This window comes from Nitrospirillum amazonense (genome assembly GCF_007828035.1).
In the GTDB taxonomy this organism is placed as follows: domain Bacteria; phylum Pseudomonadota; class Alphaproteobacteria; order Azospirillales; family Azospirillaceae; genus Nitrospirillum; species Nitrospirillum amazonense.
Map to the genome: position 1 here is coordinate 165,320 of NZ_VITV01000004.1, position 18,030 is coordinate 183,349.

The following is an 18,030-nucleotide window of genomic DNA, read 5'->3' on the forward strand; positions in this document are numbered from 1 at the left end:
TGGCCCGGCTGCGCGATGTCATGGCCGCCGGCGGCACCGCCCAGTCGCGGCTGGACAAGATCGTCATGCTGATCGCCGCCGAAATGGGGGCGGACGTCTGTTCCTGCTATGTCATGCGGGCGGGCGAGGTGTTGGAGCTGTTCGCCACCATCGGCCTGAACCTGGACGCCGTGCACAAGACGAGGCTGAGGGTGGGTGAGGGCCTGGTGGGCGACATCGCCGCCCACGCCCGGCCGGTGGCCCTGGCCAACGCGCCCAGCCATCCCAATTTCGCCTACCGTCCGGAAACGGGCGAAGACCCGTTCGACAGCTTCATGGGCGTGCCCATCCTGCGCGGCGGCCGCGTGCGCGGCGTGCTGGCCATCCAGCACATCGCGCGCCGCGCCTATGACGAGCAGGACGTGGAGACGCTGGAGACCATCGCCATGGTGGTCGCCGAGCTGGTGGCCACGGGCGAGCTGGTCGACAATCGCGAACTGCAGGTGGCCAACGACCTGGTGCTGCTGCCGTCCCGCCTGGACGGCGTCAGCCTGAACCGGGGCATCGCCATGGCCGTGGCCGTGCTGCACCGGCCGCAGCTGACCATCCGCCAGATGGTGGCCGACGATCCGGAGCTGGAGCTGCGCCGCCTGCGCGAGGCGGTGGACAGCATGCACTCCGCCATCGACCGGCTGCTGATCCTGTCGGGCGAGGCCGGCGGCGAGCATCACGAGATCATCGAAACCTACCGCATGTTCGCCACCGACCGGGGCTGGCTGTCGCGCATCCGCGAGGCCATCCGCACCGGCCTGACGGCGGAGGCGGCGGTGCAGCAGGTGCAGAACGACAACCGCGCCCGCATGGCGTCGGTGACCGACAGCTATATCCGCGAACGCCAGCTGGACCTGGACGACATCACCAACCGCCTGCTGCAGCATCTGGCCGGCCGCCAGGACAAGGCCGACGGCGGCACCCTGCCGGACGAGTTCGTGCTGGTGGCCCGCAACCTGGGGCCCGCCGAGCTGCTGGACTATGACAGCACCCGCCTGCGCGGCCTGGTGCTGGAGGAGGGGGCGGCCTACAGCCATGTGGCCATCGTCGCCCGCGCCCTGGACATCCCGGTGGTGGGCCAGTGCACCGGCGTGCTGAACCGCATCGACCCGCTGGACTTCGTCATCGTCGACGGCGACCACGGCCAGGTCTTCGTGCGCCCGGCGGAAGACATCACCGAGGCCTTCCTGAAAAGCATCGAGGTGGGCGAGGAGCGCAAGCGCGAATTCGCCGCCGCCCGCAAGCTGGAGTCGGTGACGCGCGACGGGGTGCCCGTGCGCCTGATGCTGAACGCCGGCCTGCTGATCGACCTGCCCCACCTGCACGCCACCGGCGCCGACGGCATCGGCCTCTACCGCACCGAAATCCCCTTCATGGTGCGGCACACCTATCCCGACACCGCCGTGCAGAAGGAAACCTACGCCAAGGTGCTGGACGAGGCGGGGGACAGGCCCGTCACCTTCCGCACCCTGGATGTGGGCGGCGACAAGACCCTGCCCTACTTCCCCGATCTGGGCGAAGAGAACCCGGCCCTGGGCTGGCGCGCCATCCGCATCGGCCTGGACCGTCCGGCCATGCTGCGCAAGCAGCTGCGGGCCCTGCTGTGGGCGGCCTCGGGCCGCGACCTGCGCCTGATGTTCCCCATGGTGGCCGAGGTGTCGGAGTTCATCCGCGCCCGTCACGTGCTGGACCTGGAACTGCGCCGGCTGGAGCAGGGCGGCGTGGCCCGCCCCCGGGACCTGAAGGTGGGCGTGATGATGGAGGTGCCGGCCCTGCTGTTCCAGCTGGACGCCCTGCTGCCCCACATCGACTTCATGTCCGTGGGCTCCAACGACCTGCTGCAGTACCTGTTCGCCAGCGACCGCGGCAACCCCATGCTGAACAACCGTTACGACCTGTTGTCACCGGCCATGCTGTCGGTGCTGCGGATGCTGGTGTGGCGGTGCGACGCGGCCGGGGTGCAGCTGTCGCTGTGCGGCGAGATGGCCAGCCGCCCCCTGGACGCCATGGCCCTGCTGGGCTGCGGCTTCCGCACCCTGTCGATGAGCCCTGGCGCCTTCGGCGAGATCAAGACCATGATCCGCTCGGTCGACGTGGGCGTGCTGCAGCGCTTCCTGGACAGCCTGCTGGGGCGCCCCGACCGGTCGTTGCGCCAGCACCTGCTGGCCTTCGCCCGCGACCACGGCGTGCGGCTCTAGCCAATCTAATTAATTCTGACGGCACGATGGTTGCGGTACCGCGGCGCCCTTGATAAGACTCCCCCGTCAACGACGGTTGGGTAATATTCGAACCGGCGGTTGGGACAATTCAAATACGAATTCCGGGTGCCCTCTGGGGCCTTCTGTGCTGGGACCGCCGTCATGACTGAACGCCGCGACCGTTATCGGGACATGATCGACGCTGGCCGCGCCGCCGAACCACAGGCGCCGCGCGAAACCGTGGGCGACATCCTGCGCATGCGGCGCGAGGAACTGGGCTATGACCTGACGGGCGTGGCCAACGTCCTGCGCATCCGCCGCCCCTATCTGGAAGCCATCGAGGACGGCCGTTATGGCGACCTGCCGGGCCAGGCCTACATCCTGGGCTTCCTGCGCAGCTACGCCGACCTGCTGGGCATCGATTCGGGTGACCTGCTGAACCGCTTCAAGGATGAGACGGCGGGCCACGTCCGGCCGGCGGAACTGTACCTGCCCATCCCAGTCAGCGAGAACCGGGTGCCCAGCGGCGCGCTGATCGTGGGCGCCGTCGTGCTGGCCGCGGCCCTCTATGGCGGATGGTACCTCTATTCCTCCGCCGACCGCAGCGCCCTGGACCTGGTGCCCAAGCTGCCGGAGCGGCTGGCCCACCTGACGGGCAACAGCGACGCCTCCTCCCCGCCGCCGGCCAACGTGCTGCCGGCCCCCGCAGTGCAAGCCCTGCTGAACCAGGCGCAGCCCACGGCGCCGGAGGTGGGGGCCGCCCCCGACGCCACCGCGCCGCTGCCCGACGCGATGCCCGGCCCCGTGCCCGCGGCCCCCGCCAATGCCCAGGTCGCCCCGCAGGCGCCGGCGACCAATGCCCCCGCAGGCCAGGGGACCGCCGCGCCGACCGCCGCGCCGGGCAAGATCGCGACGGCGCCGCAGCCGGCCGCGCCCCAGCAAACAACCTCGGCACCGGTGGCGTCCGAGGCGCCGGATGACGAGGCGCCGCAGATGCCCGACCTGGGCCAGCCCAAGACCGCCGCCGCCGATCCGGATACCGCCCCGGCCGACGCCAGCATGCGCCCCGACACCACCGCCCCCGGGACGGCGCCGGCCCCCGCCAAGGGCCGCGTCTTCGGCCAGACCGGTCCCGCCCGCGTGGTGGTGCGCGCCACGGACGAAAGCTGGATCCAAGTGCGCGACGCCAAGGGCACGCTGTGGGCGTCCCGCGTGCTGCACCCGGGCGACAGCTTCCGCGCCCCCGACGTGCCTGGCCTGACCCTGGAAACCGGCAACGCCGGCGGCGTGGTCGTCAGCCTGGACGGCAAGGACCTGGCCGCCCTGGGCGCCAAGGGCCAGGTGGTGCGCAGCTATCCCCTGCAACCGGATGATCTACAGGCTCGGGTGACTCACTGATGGCTTCCCTGTTTCGCAGCAAGGCGGCCGTCGCCGCCTGTCTTTCCGCCTGCGTGGCCCTGGCCGTGGGCGTGGGCCTGGCACCCCAGTTGGCCCAGGCCGAAGGCCGCACCCGCCAGGTCGAGGTGGACGTGGCCAAGGCGACCCAGCCACTGGACCGCTTCTACGACCTGTCCGTCGGGTCCGACTACCCGGGCACCCTGATGCGGCCGGACAGCATGGCGCAGCTGAAGACCACCCAGGACGAGCTGGGCTTCCGCTACATCCGCTTCCACGCCATCTTCCACGACGTGCTGGGCACGGTGAAGGCCGAGAACGGCACCATCACCTATGATTGGAGCAAGATCGACCAGCTGTACGACGACCTGAAGGCGCGCGGGCTGAAGCCTTTCGTCGAGCTGGGCTTCACGCCCAAGGCCATGGCGACGTCGGAGAACAAGATCTTCTATTGGGAGGGCAACACCTCCCACCCCCGGCCCAACGCCTGGCGCGACCTGATCACCGCCTTCGTCCAGCACATCGAAGCCCGCTATGGCCAAGCCGAGGTGCGCAGCTGGTTCTTCGAGGTGTGGAACGAGCCCAACCTGTCCGGCTTCTGGGAAGGCGGCGACCAGCAGGCGTATTTCGCCCTGTACGACCTGACGGCCAACACCATGAAGGCCATCGACCCGGAATTGCGCGTGGGCGGCCCCGCCACGGCCGGCGCCGCCTGGGTCCCGGAATTCCTGGACCATGTGGCCAAGAGCGGCGCGCCCGTGGACTTCGTCACCACCCACACCTATGGCGTGGACGGCGGCTTCCTGGATGAGGCGGGCAAGGCCGACACCAAGCTGTCACCTTCCCCCGACGCCATCGTGGGCGACGTGCGCAAGGTGCGCGAGCAGATCGCCGCCTCGCGCTTCCCCACCCTGCCGCTCTATTTCACGGAGTGGAGCACCAGCTACACCCCGCGTGACCTGGTGCATGACAGCTACGTCAGCGCGCCCTACATCCTGGCCAAGCTGAAGGCCAGCCGGGGCATGGTCCAGGGCATGAGCTACTGGACCTACAGCGATCTGTTCGAGGAACCCGGCCCGCCCACCGCCCCGTTCGAGGGCGGCTTCGGCCTGATGAACCGCGAGGGCATCCGCAAGCCGGCCTACTTCGCTTACAAGTACCTGCACGCCCTGCAAGGCCAGGCGGTGCCGGTGACGGACGGCCAGGCGATGGCGTCCACGACGGAGGGCAAGGCCGCCGCCCTGGTGTGGGATTTCCAGCAACCGCACCAGCCCGTCAGCAACCGGTCCTTCTACAGCAAGATCGTCCCAAACAAGGCCGCCCCGTCGGTCAAGGTCTCGTTCCGGGGCCTGAAGCCCGGCAGGTACCGCCTGGCGGTGCACCGCACCGGCTTCCGCGCCAACGACGCCTATTCCGCCTACATTGACATGGGCGCGCCCAAGTCCCTGTCACCGGAACAGCTGGCCAAGTTGACCGACCTGACGCGCGACCTGCCGGAGGCGGACAAGACCGTGACCGTGGGGGCCGACGGCCGCTTCGCCACCACCCTGCCCATGCACAGCAACGACATCATGCTGGTCACGCTGGACAGGCCCGCCGGGGACCAGGCCGCCGGCGGCAAATAGGTCAACCGCGTCGGCCGCTTAACCATTATGCACCGCGCCGTCCCGCACACGGCGCGGTGAAGCCTTGTGCGATGGCCTCTTGATCCCGGGGCCTTCCGGCAGCACTTTACCGATCAAATTCCCCCATGAGGCCAGTTCCCATGTCCACCTCCCATCGTGCGTATCGCCAGATCCTGCGCCGGACCTCCCGTCAGATTCGTGTCGGCAACGTCCTGGTCGGTGGCGACGCGCCGATCTCCGTCCAGACCATGACCAACACCCTGACCGCCGACGCCAAGGCGACGATCGAGCAGGTGTTGCGGGCAGAAGAGGCCGGCGCCGACATGGTCCGCGTCTCCTGCCCCGACGAGGAATCGACGGCGGCGCTGAAAGAGATCGTGAAGGCGGTGCACGTGCCCATCGTGGCCGACATCCACTTCCACTATAAGCGCGCCATCGAGGCCGCCGAGGCCGGTGCCGCCTGCCTGCGCATCAACCCCGGCAACATCGGTTCCGCCGACCGGGTGCGAGAGGTGGTGCAGGCCGCCAAGGACCATGGCTGCGCCATGCGCATCGGCGTCAACGCCGGCTCGCTGGAGCGCGAGCTGCTGGAGCGCTATGGCGAGCCCTGCCCCGAAGCCCTGGTGGAAAGCGCCCTGACCCACGCCAAGATCCTGGAAGACCATGACTTCCGGGAGTTCAAGATTTCCGTGAAGGCCTCGGACGTATTCCTGGCCGTGGCCGCCTACCAGGGTTTAGCCGAGGCCTGCGACTATCCCCTGCACATCGGCATCACCGAGGCCGGCGGCCTGCGCGCCGGCACCGTGAAGTCCTCGATCGGCCTGGGCATGCTGCTGTGGTCGGGCATCGGCGACACCATCCGCGTGTCGCTGTCCGCCCCCCCGGAGGAGGAGGTCAAGGTCGGCTTCGAGATGCTGAAGTCGCTGGGCCTGCGCCGGCGCGGCGTCACCGTCATCTCCTGCCCGTCCTGCGCCCGCCAGCAGTTCGACGTCATCAAGACGGTCGAGGTGCTGGAGGAGCGGCTGGCCCACATCACCACCCCCATGACCGTGTCGGTCATCGGCTGCGTGGTGAACGGCCCGGGCGAGGCCACCATGACCGATATCGGCTTCACCGGCGGCGGCAAGGGCGTGCACCAGGTGTTCCTGGCGGGCCAGCCAGCCCACCGCCTGAAGGACGAGAGCATCGTCGACCACCTGGTGTCGCTGGTGGAAAAGAAGGCCGAGGAGATCAAGGCCGCCCAGGCCGCCGAAGCCGCCGCTGCCGCCGAGTAACATGGAAGTGTGCGGCATGGGCTTTTGCTCATGCCGCTAGGCCCCAAGTGGGGCCGCCGGAGCTTTTTGGGAAGCGAAGCGGACTGAAAAGCGAGGAAGCCAAGCGGCCGGATGGCCGCGCCCGGCGCTTGAGGGCTTTAGTCAGCCCGGACACGGGATGACGGAACAACCATGACCACCACATTGGAAGAACGGTTCGGGGACACGCTGGCCAAGCTGTCGGCCCGGCATGACGAGCTGCGCGACGCCCTGGCAACGGGCACGCTGGCGGCCGACGCCTACACCCGCATGAGCAAGGAATTCGCGGAGCTGACGCCGGTGGCCGAGTCTATCGCCGAGCTGCGCCGCGCCCGGTCCGACCTGGCCGAGTTGGCCCGCATGGCGGAAGCGGAGTCCGATCCAGAGATGCGGGAGCTGGCGCAGGAGGAACTGATCCAAGCGGAGAAGGCCCTGCCTGGGCTGGAGCGCCAGGTCATGCTGGCCCTGCTGCCCAAGGATGCCGCCGACGACAAGAACGCCATGTTGGAGGTGCGCGCCGGCACCGGTGGCGACGAGGCGGCCCTGTTCGCCGCCAACCTGTTCGACATGTACCGCCGCTACGCCGCCATCCAGGGCTGGCGTTTCGAGGTCATTGAGATCTCGGAGACCGGCCTGGGCGGCTACAAGGAAGCCATCGCCAGCATTTCCGGGCGGGGCGTGTTCCGCCGGCTGAAGTTCGAATCGGGCGTGCACCGGGTGCAGCGCGTGCCGGCGACCGAGACTCAGGGCCGCATCCACACCTCCGCCGCCACCGTGGCCGTGTTGCCCGAGGCGGAGGAGGTGGACATCCAGATCGACGAGAAGGACCTGCGCATCGACGTGTTCCGCTCGTCCGGTCCCGGCGGCCAGTCGGTCAACACCACCGACAGCGCCGTGCGCATCACCCACCTGCCCACCGGCCTGGTGGTCAGCCAGCAGGACGAAAAGTCACAGCACAAGAACAAGGCCAAGGCCCTGCGTGTGCTGCGGTCCCGCCTGTATGACCTGCAGCGCAGCGCCCTGGACGCGGAACGCGCGGCCAACCGCAAGAGCCAGGTGGGCAGCGGCGACCGTTCCGAACGCATCCGCACCTACAACTTCCCCCAAGGCCGGGTGACCGACCACCGCATCAACCTGACGCTCTACAAGATCGACAAGGTCATGGCGGGCGAGGCCCTGGATGAGGTGGTGGAGGCGCTGATCGCCCAGGACGAGGCGGAGCGCCTGGCCGAACTTCAGTGAGCGGTCCCCTTCTCCTCCGTGATGTCTTAAAAACGGCCGAGGAACGCCTCGCCGCGGCCGGCTGCGCCAGCCCCCGGCTGGACGTGCGCCTGCTGGCGGAGGAGGCGCTGGGCTGGTCGCGCACCGCCCTGCTGCTGGACGGTGATCGACCGGTATCGGCCGAAGCCCAGGCCGCCCTGGCCACCCTGGTCGATCGTCGCGCCGCACGGGAACCGGTGTCGCGCATTCTGGGCAAGCGGGAGTTCTGGAGCCTGGAGTTCCGCCTGGCGCCGGACACGCTGGACCCCCGGCCCGATACCGAGACCCTGGTGGAAACCGCGTTGCGCCACCTGCCCGACGGCCAGCGCCCCCGGCGCCTGCTGGACCTGGGCACGGGCAGCGGCTGCATCCTGCTGGCGCTCCTGTCCGAGCTGCCAGGCGCCTGGGGCCTGGGCGTGGACATCGCCCCCGGCGCCGCCCGTGCCGCCGCGGCCAACGCAAAGGCCCTGGGATTCGCCAGCCGCAGCGCCTTCCTGGTCGGCAGCTGGACAGACGCGCTGGGTGCGGGAGCGCGCTTCGACGCCATCGTGTCCAACCCGCCCTACATCCCGGCCGCCGACATCGCCGGCCTGGAGCCGGAGGTGCGGACCTTCGATCCCATGCGCGCGCTGGACGGCGGCGCCGATGGGCTGGACCCGTACCGTCACCTGGCCGCTGTGGCCGGCGACCTGCTGCTGCCCAGCGGTCTGCTGGCGGTGGAACATGGCGCCGGCCAGGGGGCCGACGTGGCGGCCCTGTTCGCCGCCGCGGGCCTCGAGGTGCTGGAACGGGTGGACGATTTGGCCGGGCACGACCGGGTGGTCGCCGCCCGGCGGCTTGGCTGATTCCCCAAAAGACCAAGGCTCTGACCACTTGCGCCAACCGCGCAGGGCGGCATCGCCAAAAAAAATGTTGGATTAGCGGGATTCAGCGTTTAGGGTCATTTTGCGTGGTGGAGGCCGAAGGGGCGACGCGCCAGGTTCGAAACGGGGGACACCGTTATAGGGGCCGGGCTAGCGTTCATGGGCCGATGATGATCACCACGGCATGCCAGTTTGCCCAGCATGGTCGATCCGGTTTCCTTCCGGGTTACGGTGTGGATTCCGGGATCGGATGCGGTGGCGCGGATGATGATGTCCGCCCCCTTGGCACGGCATGCATCGAACTCCAACGGGGCTAGAGCAGCAGTCGGATGAGACAGGGACCGAACTCCAGGCGTTCGCGTGGACGCGGCGGTAACAACGGTGGCAATGCCGGCGGCAACGGCGGCGGCAATGGCGGTGGCAACAACGGTGGCGGCAATAACCGCCGCCAGAACGTGCCCCTGCGCCATCAGACCTTTGACAGCAACGGCCCGGATGTGCGCATCCGCGGCAACGCCTTCCAGGTGCATGAGAAGTACTTGGCCCTGGCCCGTGACGCCCAGTCGTCCGGCGACCGGGTGGCGGCGGAAAACTATCTGCAGCATGCGGAGCACTATTTCCGCATCATCACGCAGATCAACGAGTCCGAACAGCGCCAGCGCGGCGGCGAGCCCAGGGGCTACCAGCCCCAGCCGGGCTACGACGACGCCGAGGGCGGCGATACGGCCGACGACGGCGAGGGCGATGCCCAGGCCGAAGACGAGCGCGAGCCGCTGAGCGCTTGATCTTAAAAAGCCCCGCCTGACAGCGGGGCTTTTTTGTTGTCTCAGGCGCCGGCGGCGCATCCGCGCCTTGGCTTGTCCTCGTTTTGCAGTCCACTGCGTTCCGCGCAAAACTCCGGCGGACGCGGTCGCGTCCTTGTCGCTTCGCTCCGAAAAAGGAGGGGCCCTGGAAGGGACGGGACATAGGCCCTATGCGGCCACAGCGCGAGCCGCCCCTTGTCCGCGACAGGACCGGTCGTTATTCTGCGCCTCCGTGAAACAAAAAGACCCGCCGCACGGGTTTTGGTGTTTCGGAAATGTCGGTCCGCATCAGAGTGAAGATCCATGGGCAAGCCGCGCACCCTCTATGACAAGATCTGGGACAGCCACGTCGTCCACCGCCAGGAAGACGGCACCTGCGTGCTCTACATCGATCTCCACCTCGTGCATGAGGTGACCAGCCCGCAGGCCTTCGAAGGTCTGCGCATGGCCGGCCGCAAGGTGCGCCGCCCATCCGCCACCCTGGCCGTTGCCGACCACAACGTTCCCACCAGCCACGACCGCCTGGCCGGCATCAAGAACGAGGAAAGCCGCATCCAGGTGGAGCAGCTGGCCATCAACACCAAGGAATTCGGCGTCGACTACTACGACATGTCCGACATCCGCCAGGGCATCGTCCACGTCGTGGGGCCGGAGCAGGGACTGACCCAGCCGGGCATGACCATCGTCTGCGGCGACAGCCACACCGCCACCCACGGTGCGTTCGGCGCCCTGGCCTTCGGCATCGGCACGTCGGACGTGGAACACGTGCTGGCCACGCAGACCCTGCTGCTGAAGCCGTCCAAGAACATGCGCATCAGCGTGGATGGCGAGCTGCCCGTGGGCGTGACCGCCAAGGACGTGGTGCTGGCTATCATCGGCAAGATCGGCACCGCCGGCGGCACCGGCCACGTCATCGAGTTCGCCGGCTCCGTCATCCGGGGCCTGTCCATGGAAGGCCGCATGACGGTCTGCAACATGGCCATCGAGGCAGGGGCCCGCGCCGGCCTGATCGCCCCGGACGAGACCACGTTCGCGTACCTGAAGGGCCGTCCGCAGGCGCCCAAGGCCGCAACCTGGGAGCAGGCCGTCAACTGGTGGAAGAGCCTGCCCTCGGACGAGGGTGCGGTGTACGACCGCGAGGTCGTGCTGAAGGCCGAGGACATCGCCCCCATGGTGACCTGGGGCACCAGCCCGCAGGACGTGCTGCCCATCACCGCCGCCGTGCCCAACCCCGCCGACGAGGCGGATGAGCACCGCCGCGCCGCCATGGAACGCGCGCTGAAGTACATGGGGCTGGAAGCCGGCACCCCGCTGGACGCCATCCCCGTGGACAAGGTCTTCATCGGCAGCTGCACCAACAGCCGCATCGAGGACCTGCGCGCCGCCGCCAAGGTGGTGGAAGGCCGCCATGTGAAGGATGGCATCTACGCCATGGTGGTCCCGGGGTCCGGCCTGGTGAAGGAACAGGCCGAGTCCGAGGGCCTGGACAAGGTGTTCACCGCCGCCGGCTTCGACTGGCGGGAGCCCGGCTGTTCCATGTGCCTGGCCATGAACGACGACAAGCTGAAGCCGGGTGAGCGCTGCGCCAGCACCTCCAACCGCAACTTCGAGGGCCGCCAGGGCCCCGGCGGCCGCACCCATCTGGTGAGCCCCGAGATGGCAGCCGCCGCGGCATTGACCGGCAAGCTGACGGATGTGCGCACGCTGAACTGAGCGAACGCATCGGTGCGATGTGAGCGACGGCGCGGAGCTCCAGAGGGTCCGCGCCGTTCGCTTACGTAAAGGTTCCCTCAGTCACCCGGCGGCCACATCCGTCGCGTTGGCTTCCTCGATTTCCAGTCCGCCATGCTCCCCGGAAAGCTCCGGCGGATGCGGTCGCATCCCACAGCGGCATGCTCATGTCGCTGGCGTCGTTCGGCTGCGATAACGGTAGCTGCGCCAGCCCAGCCGCAGCTGGTCGGTCAGCAGGGCCAGCGCAGGCGAGATGTCCGGCTTGGCCGGCTGCCCACGGCCCAGGCGGCGCAACTGGGCCTTCACCACCGCCATGGTGCCCATGGCCGCCAGGGTCTTGCGTTCCCAGCGGATGGGCGGCAACGCCGCCTCCACCCCCTGCCCGCGCTGCCAGGCGCGGGGTAGGCCAGGGTTCAGCGCCAGGGCGGTGGCCATGCCAGCCATGGCCACGCCGCTGTCCACCACCCGGGCCGCCACCTCCACCCGGCGGATGCCGCCCGTCACCATGAGCGGCATCCGCGCCACCTGATTGATGTCGGCGGCGAATTCCAGGAAATAAGCCTCGCGCGCCAGCGTCCGGCCGTCGCGGGTCTTTTCCGATGTCCCTGGCCCCTGCATGGCCGGCGCCTCGTAGGAACCGCCCGACAGTTCCACCAGATCGACGGCCAGGTCGTTCAGCCAGGCGACCACTTGGCGCGCCTCCTCCGGCGCGAAGCCGCCACGCTGGAAATCGGCGGAGTTCAGCTTCACCGCCACGCAGAAGCCGGGGCTGATGGCGGCGCGCACCGCCCGCACCACGTCCAGCAGCAGCCGCGCCCGATTCTCCAACGGCCCGCCCCAGCAATCGTCACGCCGGTTGGTCAAGGGCGACAGGAACTGGCTCAGCAGATAGCCGTGGGCGGCATGGATCTGCACGCCGGTGAAGCCCGCCTGTTCCGCCAGTGCTGCGGTCTGGGCGAAGCGGCGGGTGACGTCAGCGATGTCCGCCTCGGACATGGCGCGGGGCACCGCGAACAGCTTGGAGTAGGAACCGAGGTCCAGGGCCACGGCGGATGGCGCCACCGTTTCCTGGCCCAGGCTGGCGCGCATCTGCCGGCCGGGATGGTTGATCTGCATCCACAACTGCCCGCCGCCGGCTCGCCCGGCCTCCGCCCACTGTCGGAAGGGGCCCAGGTCGGCCCCCTGCTCCAGCACCACGCCGGCGGGGCCGGTCATGGCGCGGCGGTCGATCATGACGTTGCCGGTGATCAGCAGGCCGGCCCCGCCCTCCGCCCAGGTGCGGTAGAGGCGGATGAGGGTGGGCGACGGGCGATGGTCCGCTGTCGCCATGTTCTCCTCCATCGCCGCCTTGGCCAGGCGGTTGGGGATGATGGCGCGGTTGGGCAGGACCAGGGGCTGGAAAAGGGTGGGGACGGGCATGGCTGCGACGGTCATTCGGTTGACGGTCCCCCGACCCTAAGCTTAAAGTGAACTTTAAGGTCAATAGCTGTTTCGAGGCCATCATGCGCATCGGTGAACTGGCGCAACGCAGCGGCCTCTCCCCCTCCCGCCTGCGATTCTATGAGTCCGCCGGCCTGATCGGCCCGGCCGACCGGGGAACAAACGGCTATCGCGCCTTCCCGGCGGAAACGCTGACGCGGCTGGAACTGATCACCGGGGCGCAGAGGGCCGGCTTCACATTGGATGAAATCCGTGGCCTGCTGCCCGGCTGCGATAATGACGCCATCGGCCACGGCCCCCAGATCGCCGAGGCCCTGCGCCGCAAGGTGGGGGAGATCGAGGCGCTGCAACAGCGGCTGGAAACCAGCAGAGCCCGCCTGCTGGCCATCATCGACAGCCTGGAGAACGGCCCCCAGGACCTGGGCTGCGCCGCCAACACCCGCCGGGTGCTGGCGGAGATCAAGCTGACCGACATCAAGGAAACGGCGGCCAAGGAGGCAGCGGAATGAGCGACGGCAAAGTGGACGGCGTCACCGGGGGCTGCCAATGCGGCGCCGTGCGCTATCACAGCACCATGGCGCCGGAGGGCGTGCATTTCTGCCACTGCCGCATGTGCCAGCGGGCCGTGGGCAACGTCTTCGCCGCGCTGGCGGGGGTGCGCAAGGACACGGTGACCTGGAGCGGGACGGGGCGGCCCACCTTCTACGCCTCCTCCTCGGTGGCGGAGCGGGGCTTCTGCGCCCAGTGCGGTACGCCGTTGACCTTCGCCTACCCCGACAGCGACTGGATGAGCGTCACCATCGGCAGTCTGGACGACCCCGAGGCGGTGGTGCCGGAGGTGCACTGCGGCGTGGAAAGCCGGCTGTCCTGGCTGCACGTACAGGACGGCCTGCCGGAGGAATACACCGACCCCAAGAGCGACCGCCTGCGCGACATGGTCAGCCACCAGGTATATTTCTGATCGTGGAGGGAGGGAGGCGCCCTACAGCCCATCCACCGGATTGGTCGCCGGGGCGAAGGGCTGGCCGGCATGGATGAGGTCCCGCCGGGCCTCGTATTCGCGCAGCGCCCAGTCCACACTGGGAAAGGCCAAATCGGTCCAGGGAATGTCATCCCAGGCGAACAGCGCCACCTCCTGGCTTTCCGGGCCGGCGGCGATGTCCGGGCTGGTCAGCCGCGCCAGGTAGATCAGCTGCACCTGGCTGATGCGGGGAATGTTGTAGACGGCCAGCAGCGGGCCGATGGCCAGTCGCGCCCCCGCCTCCTCCCACGCCTCGCGGGCGGCGCCGTCCTGGGAGGTTTCCCCCAATTCCATATAGCCGGCCGGCAGGGTCCAGTAGCCGATTCGTGGCTGGATGGCGCGGCGGCACAGCAGGATGCGGTCCTGCCACAGGGCGACCGAGCCCACCACGATCTTGGGGTTGTCGTAGGCGATGTAGCCGCAGTCCGGGCAGACCAGCCGCTCCCTATCCTCCCCCGGCGGCACCGTCACCACGCGGGGACCGAACGTCGGCACGGGGTCGGACATCGGCGCTCTCCCTCGCTGCTTTGCCGCCACTATAGCCGCCCCGACGCCCCTTGGCTTGCGGACGCTTCAAGGTGGCGAACGCCCCTCAACCATCATGCTTGGGCACCCAGGGGATGCGGGCGAAGGTCACGCCCTCATCCTCCAGCTCCGCCGCTTCCTCGTCGGTGGTCTCGCCGTAGATGGCCTTGGCCTCGGCCTCGCCATAGTGGATCTTGCGCGCCTCTTCGGCGAAGCGGTCGCCCACATGGGTGGCGTTGGCCTCGACCTGGCGGCGCATCTCGCGCAGCAGGGACATCACCGCCGCCGGACCCTGGGCCGCGGCCTCCGCCACCGCCGCGGGCGTCACCTCTGGTGCCGGCTGCGGCGGGACCGGGACGGGTGCCGGCGTCTCTTCCACGCGCGCGCCCCGGCCCTTGGCGATGCGGGGCGCCATGGGGGCCTTGCCCACCTTGTGGTCGCCGCAGACCGCGCAAGCGACCTCACCCGCCGCGACCTGCTGGTCGCAGGCGTCCGCGTTGCGGAACCAGACGTCGAAGGTGTGGCCTTGGCCACATTTCATTTCGTAAAGGATCATGGGGGATGCGGCGACGATGGATAACGGCCCGTCCAGTTCGGCCAGGAAAATGTCATATACAGTCTGGATGTGGGTGGGGAAAGCCACCCCGGCAATGAGCATGCCCCGCATGCCCCGTATCCGCACACCCACCTCTGGGAACGCATAAGGCCACGCCATGATCCCCACGCCCCATCACGACCCCCGAGGCCAGGCCAGCGCGTGGGTGACCCGTTTCGCGCCGCTGGTGGCCCGGGGTGGCGCCGTGCTGGATCTTGCCTGCGGCGGGGGGCGCCACGCCCGGCTGTTCCACGGGGCAGGCCATCCGGTGACGGCGGTGGACATCGACACGCGCGGCGTGGCCGATCTGGAAGGCCGAGCCGGCGTCACCGTCCTGCAGGCGGACCTGGAGGGGGGCGTGTCGCTAGATCCGGGCGGAGTGGACCTGGGCGGCCCCTACGCCGGTATCGTCGTCACCAACTATCTGCACCGGCCGCTGCTGCCTCGCCTGCCCGGTCTGCTGGCCCCTGGCGGGGTCCTGCTGTATGAGACCTTCGCCCAGGGCAACCAGCGCCATGGCCGCCCGTCCAGCCCGGCCTATCTGCTGCGCGCGGGCGAGCTGCTGGCCCTGGCCCACGACACCGGCTTGCACGTTGTGGCCTTCGAGCAGGGGGAGATCGCCCTGCCCCGCGCCGCCGTGGTGCAACGCTTGGCGGCGGTGCGGCCCCTGGCGGCGTCCGACCTGGGCGGCGACCCGGAGCCGCGGCCGCTGCCGCTGGCCTGAAACAGGAACGGCCCCGACCGCTGAGGCCGGGGCCGTCCTGGTAGACGGATGGGGAAGGTCGGGCGCGCTTAATTCTTGGGCGCGGCCGCCTCGGTGGTCTTGGCCACCTCGGCCTTGGCCTTCTTCACATGATGGTGGGCGACCGTCTTGGTCTCGGTCTTCGCGCCCTCAGCCTTGGCTTCGGTCTTGGCTTCCGTGGCCTTCACCTCGGTCTTCACCGCCGCACCCTTGGCTTCCACCGCCGGCTTGGCGGCTTCCGTGGTCTTGGCGACGTCGGCCTTGGCGGCCGTGGCGGCGGCCTCGGGAGCCTTCTGCACCGGGGCGGCCGTGGTCGCGCTGACCTGGGTCGCGGCGGCCTGGGCGGCAGGGACCGGGGCGGCGGGGGTATCCGCCGCGAACGCCCCGGCGGAGAACGCCACTGGCACCATCACGGCCGCGGCGGTAGCGAGGGCCAGCAGGGGACGGCGGTGGGCGAACATGCTCATGGTCGTGATCCTTAATTTGATCGGGCGTCCCACCATCGGGGCGCAGGGTCATAGTCCCAAGGGAAGGGGGCCGCCGTTCGACCGGATTGTGGCGAAGGCGGGATATGATCGCGGCCTTTCCGCCGAACTTCTTGCTGGAAGGTTAAGACTTTCCTCCGCCCTTCCCCCAGCCTGGCGCGGCCGTGCACGCGTCCCGACGGACGGGAAAACGGCCCCTTCGCCGGACGGCGGAGGTCCGCTTAAGCCTTCCGGCCGCCGCCCATTTTCCACGGAACCCGCCAAAACCGCCGCCGTTAACCCAGCGCATCATCTCTTGAGGCGCCGGCATGACGACCGACAACGAACAAGCCAATCGCGAGCAGGTGGCGAAGCTGGTCCGCCTGCTGGGTTCGGATTTCGAGGGCGAGGCGGTGACGGCGCTGGCCAAGCTGCGCCGCCTGCTGCCCAAGCGGGGCCTGGGCTTCAACGATGTGGGCCAGTGGATCCAGTCCCCGGCCAAGGTGGTCTATCGCACGGCCCCGCCCCCGCCGCAGCCTGACACCCGGTCGCTGGAGGACCGCATCCTGGCCTTGGAGCGCCAGCGGGAGGAAGCCTTGCGTGCCCTGCGCGTGGCCCAGGCCCGCGCCGACGAGGCGGAGGACCAGGCAGGCCAACTGGTCAGCGAGCTGGTAGCGGCCCGCCACCAGGCCGGTGCCGCCGCCAAACCGGCCCGCTCGCCCAAGATGAAGCCGCGCGGCCGCTGGCGCGGCTACGTCTTGGCGGCCCTGGTGGGTGTCGCCGCGACCGTGGCGACGCGCGCCTATATACCACCCGCCGGCGCCACGGGCACCGACACCGGCCAAGCCCTGCTGGCGCGTGCCGCCCTGCTGCTCACCCCAGCCAAGGCGCATGTCACCGTAGCGGGGCGCAGCGCCTTCCTCTACCCGGCCCCCACCAACCAGCAGGCGGCCGTAGCCCTGCTGCCGCCGACCACGGAGTTGGAGGTGCTGGCGGAAGACGTGCCGGCTGGCGGTGTGCCCGGCGGCTGGGTCAAGGTGCGCGCCCGGACCGAGCAGGGCACGACCGTGGGCTACGTCGAGCGGCGGCGGCTGGGTCAAGCCACCGAAGTCGCGGTTCGCCGCGTCCCGGGTTAAGGCCCTTCAGACAAGGCCGGTCATTGACCCTTGGGCTTGTCCTCGGTCTTGGCATCCGCCTTCGGCGCCTTGCCCGGCGCGTCATCCTTCATCGGATCCTTGCCGTCCAACCGGGCCAGGTTGTCCTGGGCCGCAGCGCCGGCGGCACTGTCGCCCGCGACCTGCACGGCGTGGGTCCAGTCGGCCTTGGCACCCGGCTTATCCCCCCGGTCGGCCTTGATGTTGCCGCTGAGCAGCAGGCCCTGGGCGTTATCCGGATCCAGCGAGAGGGCCATGCGCAGATCACGCCCGGCCTCCACGTCACGACCCAAGCGGTGCTTGGTCTCCGCCCGCATGACCATGGCATCGACGCGGCCGCCATCCAGGCTGAGCGCCCGGTCGAGGTCGCGCAACACATCCCACCAGCGCTCCGCCCCCGCCCGTTCCGTGGCGCGATCGATCAGCAGGTCGGGGTCCTCGGGCTGCAGGCCGATGGCCTTGGTGTAATCGGTGTCGGCCTTGGCGTGTTCCTTGGCGTTGAACCAGGCCCAGCCGGCCTTGCCCCACAAACCGGCCGTCACCTTGGGCGGCAGGCCCAGGACGGGGATCACCGCCTCCAGCGCCACCGCCGATTCCTTGTATTCCCCCCGGAACAGCTGGGCCATGGCCTGGCACAGGCGGGCGTCGTTGCCGCCACCCTTCTTCTCCCACAGCTGGGCCTCGGCATAGGCGAAGTCGGGCAATTCCTTGGCCCGCTGCAGGCAGGTGTCACGGTTCAGCGCCACGGGCACGGCGCCGGCGCCGGTGGCGATACCGCAGAGGATGGTGCCGCCGAGGATTGTGGTGGCGGCCAGAACACGGCTGGAAAGGTGGGGAAGCTTGAGGGTAATCATCATGGCGCCTAGAGTCCCGAATGGCGGATGGATCGCAA

At 69.3% G+C, this 18,030-nt stretch carries 17 protein-coding genes; 12 read left to right on the plus strand and 5 right to left on the minus strand.

From position 1 onward, the window contains the following. Nucleotides 1-20: 20 nt before the first annotated feature. The 8 genes from ptsP to leuC all read left to right on the plus strand — a co-directional run bounded on the left by ptsP (nucleotide 21) and on the right by leuC (nucleotide 11,179). On the plus strand, nucleotides 21-2,228 hold the full coding sequence (gene ptsP, locus FBZ87_RS12210; RefSeq protein ID WP_145611089.1) for a phosphoenolpyruvate--protein phosphotransferase: 2,208 nt from the start codon (nucleotides 21-23) through the stop codon (nucleotides 2,226-2,228). Nucleotides 2,229-2,390: 162 nt separating this feature from the next. Then, a complete protein-coding gene (locus FBZ87_RS12215) occupies nucleotides 2,391-3,626 on the plus strand; it encodes a helix-turn-helix domain-containing protein (protein WP_145610610.1) in 1,236 nt (411 codons plus the stop codon). After that, nucleotides 3,626-5,248, plus strand: coding sequence for a GH39 family glycosyl hydrolase (locus FBZ87_RS12220; protein ID WP_246134373.1), 1,623 nt, complete (start codon nucleotides 3,626-3,628; stop codon nucleotides 5,246-5,248). Before FBZ87_RS12215 ends, FBZ87_RS12220 begins: the two co-directional genes overlap by 1 nt. Nucleotides 5,249-5,388: 140 nt before the next feature. Further along, a complete protein-coding gene (gene ispG / locus FBZ87_RS12225; protein ID WP_145610611.1) occupies nucleotides 5,389-6,522 on the plus strand; it encodes a flavodoxin-dependent (E)-4-hydroxy-3-methylbut-2-enyl-diphosphate synthase in 1,134 nt (377 codons plus the stop codon). A 171-nt stretch (nucleotides 6,523-6,693) separates the two neighbouring features. Then, the gene (prfA, locus tag FBZ87_RS12230) at nucleotides 6,694-7,782 is read left to right on the plus strand and encodes a peptide chain release factor 1 (RefSeq protein ID WP_145610612.1); all 1,089 of its coding nucleotides are present in this window, start codon (nucleotides 6,694-6,696) and stop codon (nucleotides 7,780-7,782) included. Next, on the plus strand, nucleotides 7,779-8,645 hold the full coding sequence (prmC, locus tag FBZ87_RS12235) for a peptide chain release factor N(5)-glutamine methyltransferase (RefSeq protein WP_145610613.1): 867 nt from the start codon (nucleotides 7,779-7,781) through the stop codon (nucleotides 8,643-8,645). Before prfA ends, prmC begins: the two co-directional genes overlap by 4 nt. A 347-nt stretch (nucleotides 8,646-8,992) precedes the next feature. Continuing rightward, complete coding sequence (locus FBZ87_RS12240) at nucleotides 8,993-9,448, plus strand: DUF4167 domain-containing protein (RefSeq protein WP_145610614.1); 456 nt, start codon at nucleotides 8,993-8,995, stop codon at nucleotides 9,446-9,448. Nucleotides 9,449-9,769: 321 nt separating this feature from the next. Next, nucleotides 9,770-11,179, plus strand: coding sequence for a 3-isopropylmalate dehydratase large subunit (leuC, locus tag FBZ87_RS12245; RefSeq protein ID WP_145610615.1), 1,410 nt, complete (start codon nucleotides 9,770-9,772; stop codon nucleotides 11,177-11,179). A 183-nt stretch (nucleotides 11,180-11,362) separates the two neighbouring features. Here the strand turns inward: leuC and FBZ87_RS12250 are convergent, their stop codons facing one another. Further along, nucleotides 11,363-12,631 carry an NADH:flavin oxidoreductase/NADH oxidase family protein gene (locus tag FBZ87_RS12250; protein WP_246134374.1) on the minus strand — a complete coding sequence of 423 codons (1,269 nt, stop codon included), beginning with the start codon at nucleotides 12,629-12,631 and terminating at the stop codon, nucleotides 11,363-11,365. Between the two features lie 68 nt (nucleotides 12,632-12,699). Between FBZ87_RS12250 and FBZ87_RS12255 the strand changes: the two genes are divergently transcribed. Both FBZ87_RS12255 and FBZ87_RS12260 read left to right on the plus strand, forming a co-directional pair. Further along, nucleotides 12,700-13,146 (plus strand): MerR family transcriptional regulator, encoded by a 447-nt coding sequence (locus FBZ87_RS12255; protein ID WP_145610616.1) that lies wholly within the window; start codon nucleotides 12,700-12,702, stop codon nucleotides 13,144-13,146. Continuing rightward, nucleotides 13,143-13,598 (plus strand): GFA family protein, encoded by a 456-nt coding sequence (locus tag FBZ87_RS12260; protein WP_145610617.1) that lies wholly within the window; start codon nucleotides 13,143-13,145, stop codon nucleotides 13,596-13,598. The genes FBZ87_RS12255 and FBZ87_RS12260 overlap by 4 nt, the downstream gene beginning before the upstream one ends. Nucleotides 13,599-13,619: 21 nt before the next feature. Here the strand turns inward: FBZ87_RS12260 and FBZ87_RS12265 are convergent, their stop codons facing one another. After that, on the minus strand, nucleotides 13,620-14,165 hold the full coding sequence (locus FBZ87_RS12265) for an NUDIX hydrolase (RefSeq protein ID WP_145610618.1): 546 nt from the start codon (nucleotides 14,163-14,165) through the stop codon (nucleotides 13,620-13,622). A gap of 85 nt (nucleotides 14,166-14,250) precedes the next feature. Continuing rightward, nucleotides 14,251-14,850, minus strand: coding sequence for a DUF1178 family protein (locus FBZ87_RS12270; RefSeq protein ID WP_342780911.1), 600 nt, complete (start codon nucleotides 14,848-14,850; stop codon nucleotides 14,251-14,253). Between the two features lie 46 nt (nucleotides 14,851-14,896). On the opposite strand from FBZ87_RS12270, the gene FBZ87_RS12275 reads away from it, so the two are divergent. Continuing rightward, nucleotides 14,897-15,502: a class I SAM-dependent methyltransferase gene (locus FBZ87_RS12275; RefSeq protein ID WP_145610619.1), complete on the plus strand. Its 606-nt coding sequence runs from the start codon at nucleotides 14,897-14,899 to the stop codon at nucleotides 15,500-15,502. Nucleotides 15,503-15,570: 68 nt separating this feature from the next. Here the strand turns inward: FBZ87_RS12275 and FBZ87_RS29170 are convergent, their stop codons facing one another. Next, a complete protein-coding gene (locus FBZ87_RS29170) occupies nucleotides 15,571-15,987 on the minus strand; it encodes an acid-shock protein (protein WP_186454732.1) in 417 nt (138 codons plus the stop codon). A gap of 326 nt (nucleotides 15,988-16,313) precedes the next feature. Between FBZ87_RS29170 and FBZ87_RS12285 the strand changes: the two genes are divergently transcribed. Beyond that, complete coding sequence (locus FBZ87_RS12285) at nucleotides 16,314-17,120, plus strand: hypothetical protein (RefSeq protein WP_145610620.1); 807 nt, start codon at nucleotides 16,314-16,316, stop codon at nucleotides 17,118-17,120. A gap of 20 nt (nucleotides 17,121-17,140) precedes the next feature. Here the strand turns inward: FBZ87_RS12285 and FBZ87_RS12290 are convergent, their stop codons facing one another. Beyond that, nucleotides 17,141-17,995, minus strand: a complete 855-nt coding sequence (locus FBZ87_RS12290; RefSeq protein ID WP_145610621.1) for a tetratricopeptide repeat protein — start codon at nucleotides 17,993-17,995, stop codon at nucleotides 17,141-17,143. Between the last annotated feature and the right edge of the window lie 35 nt (nucleotides 17,996-18,030).

Bases quoted from the DNA above. Each gene is read 5' to 3' on its own strand.
- ptsP (WP_145611089.1), top strand. From the start codon at position 21: ATGGCCGCCGGCGGCACCGCCCAGTCGCGGCTGGACAAGATCGTCATG.
- FBZ87_RS12215 (WP_145610610.1), top strand. From the start codon at position 2,391: ATGACTGAACGCCGCGACCGTTATCGGGACATGATCGACGCTGGCCGC.
- FBZ87_RS12220 (WP_246134373.1), top strand. From the start codon at position 3,626: ATGGCTTCCCTGTTTCGCAGCAAGGCGGCCGTCGCCGCCTGTCTTTCC.
- ispG (WP_145610611.1), top strand. From the start codon at position 5,389: ATGTCCACCTCCCATCGTGCGTATCGCCAGATCCTGCGCCGGACCTCC.
- prfA (WP_145610612.1), top strand. From the start codon at position 6,694: ATGACCACCACATTGGAAGAACGGTTCGGGGACACGCTGGCCAAGCTG.
- FBZ87_RS12240 (WP_145610614.1), top strand. From the start codon at position 8,993: ATGAGACAGGGACCGAACTCCAGGCGTTCGCGTGGACGCGGCGGTAAC.
- leuC (WP_145610615.1), top strand. From the start codon at position 9,770: ATGGGCAAGCCGCGCACCCTCTATGACAAGATCTGGGACAGCCACGTC.
- FBZ87_RS12250 (WP_246134374.1), bottom strand. From the start codon at position 12,631: ATGACCGTCGCAGCCATGCCCGTCCCCACCCTTTTCCAGCCCCTGGTC.
- FBZ87_RS12255 (WP_145610616.1), top strand. From the start codon at position 12,700: ATGCGCATCGGTGAACTGGCGCAACGCAGCGGCCTCTCCCCCTCCCGC.
- FBZ87_RS12260 (WP_145610617.1), top strand. From the start codon at position 13,143: ATGAGCGACGGCAAAGTGGACGGCGTCACCGGGGGCTGCCAATGCGGC.
- FBZ87_RS12265 (WP_145610618.1), bottom strand. From the start codon at position 14,165: ATGTCCGACCCCGTGCCGACGTTCGGTCCCCGCGTGGTGACGGTGCCG.
- FBZ87_RS12270 (WP_342780911.1), bottom strand. From the start codon at position 14,850: ATGCGGGGCATGCTCATTGCCGGGGTGGCTTTCCCCACCCACATCCAG.
- FBZ87_RS12275 (WP_145610619.1), top strand. From the start codon at position 14,897: ATGATCCCCACGCCCCATCACGACCCCCGAGGCCAGGCCAGCGCGTGG.
- FBZ87_RS29170 (WP_186454732.1), bottom strand. From the start codon at position 15,987: ATGAGCATGTTCGCCCACCGCCGTCCCCTGCTGGCCCTCGCTACCGCC.
- FBZ87_RS12285 (WP_145610620.1), top strand. From the start codon at position 16,314: ATGACGACCGACAACGAACAAGCCAATCGCGAGCAGGTGGCGAAGCTG.
- FBZ87_RS12290 (WP_145610621.1), bottom strand. From the start codon at position 17,995: ATGATGATTACCCTCAAGCTTCCCCACCTTTCCAGCCGTGTTCTGGCC.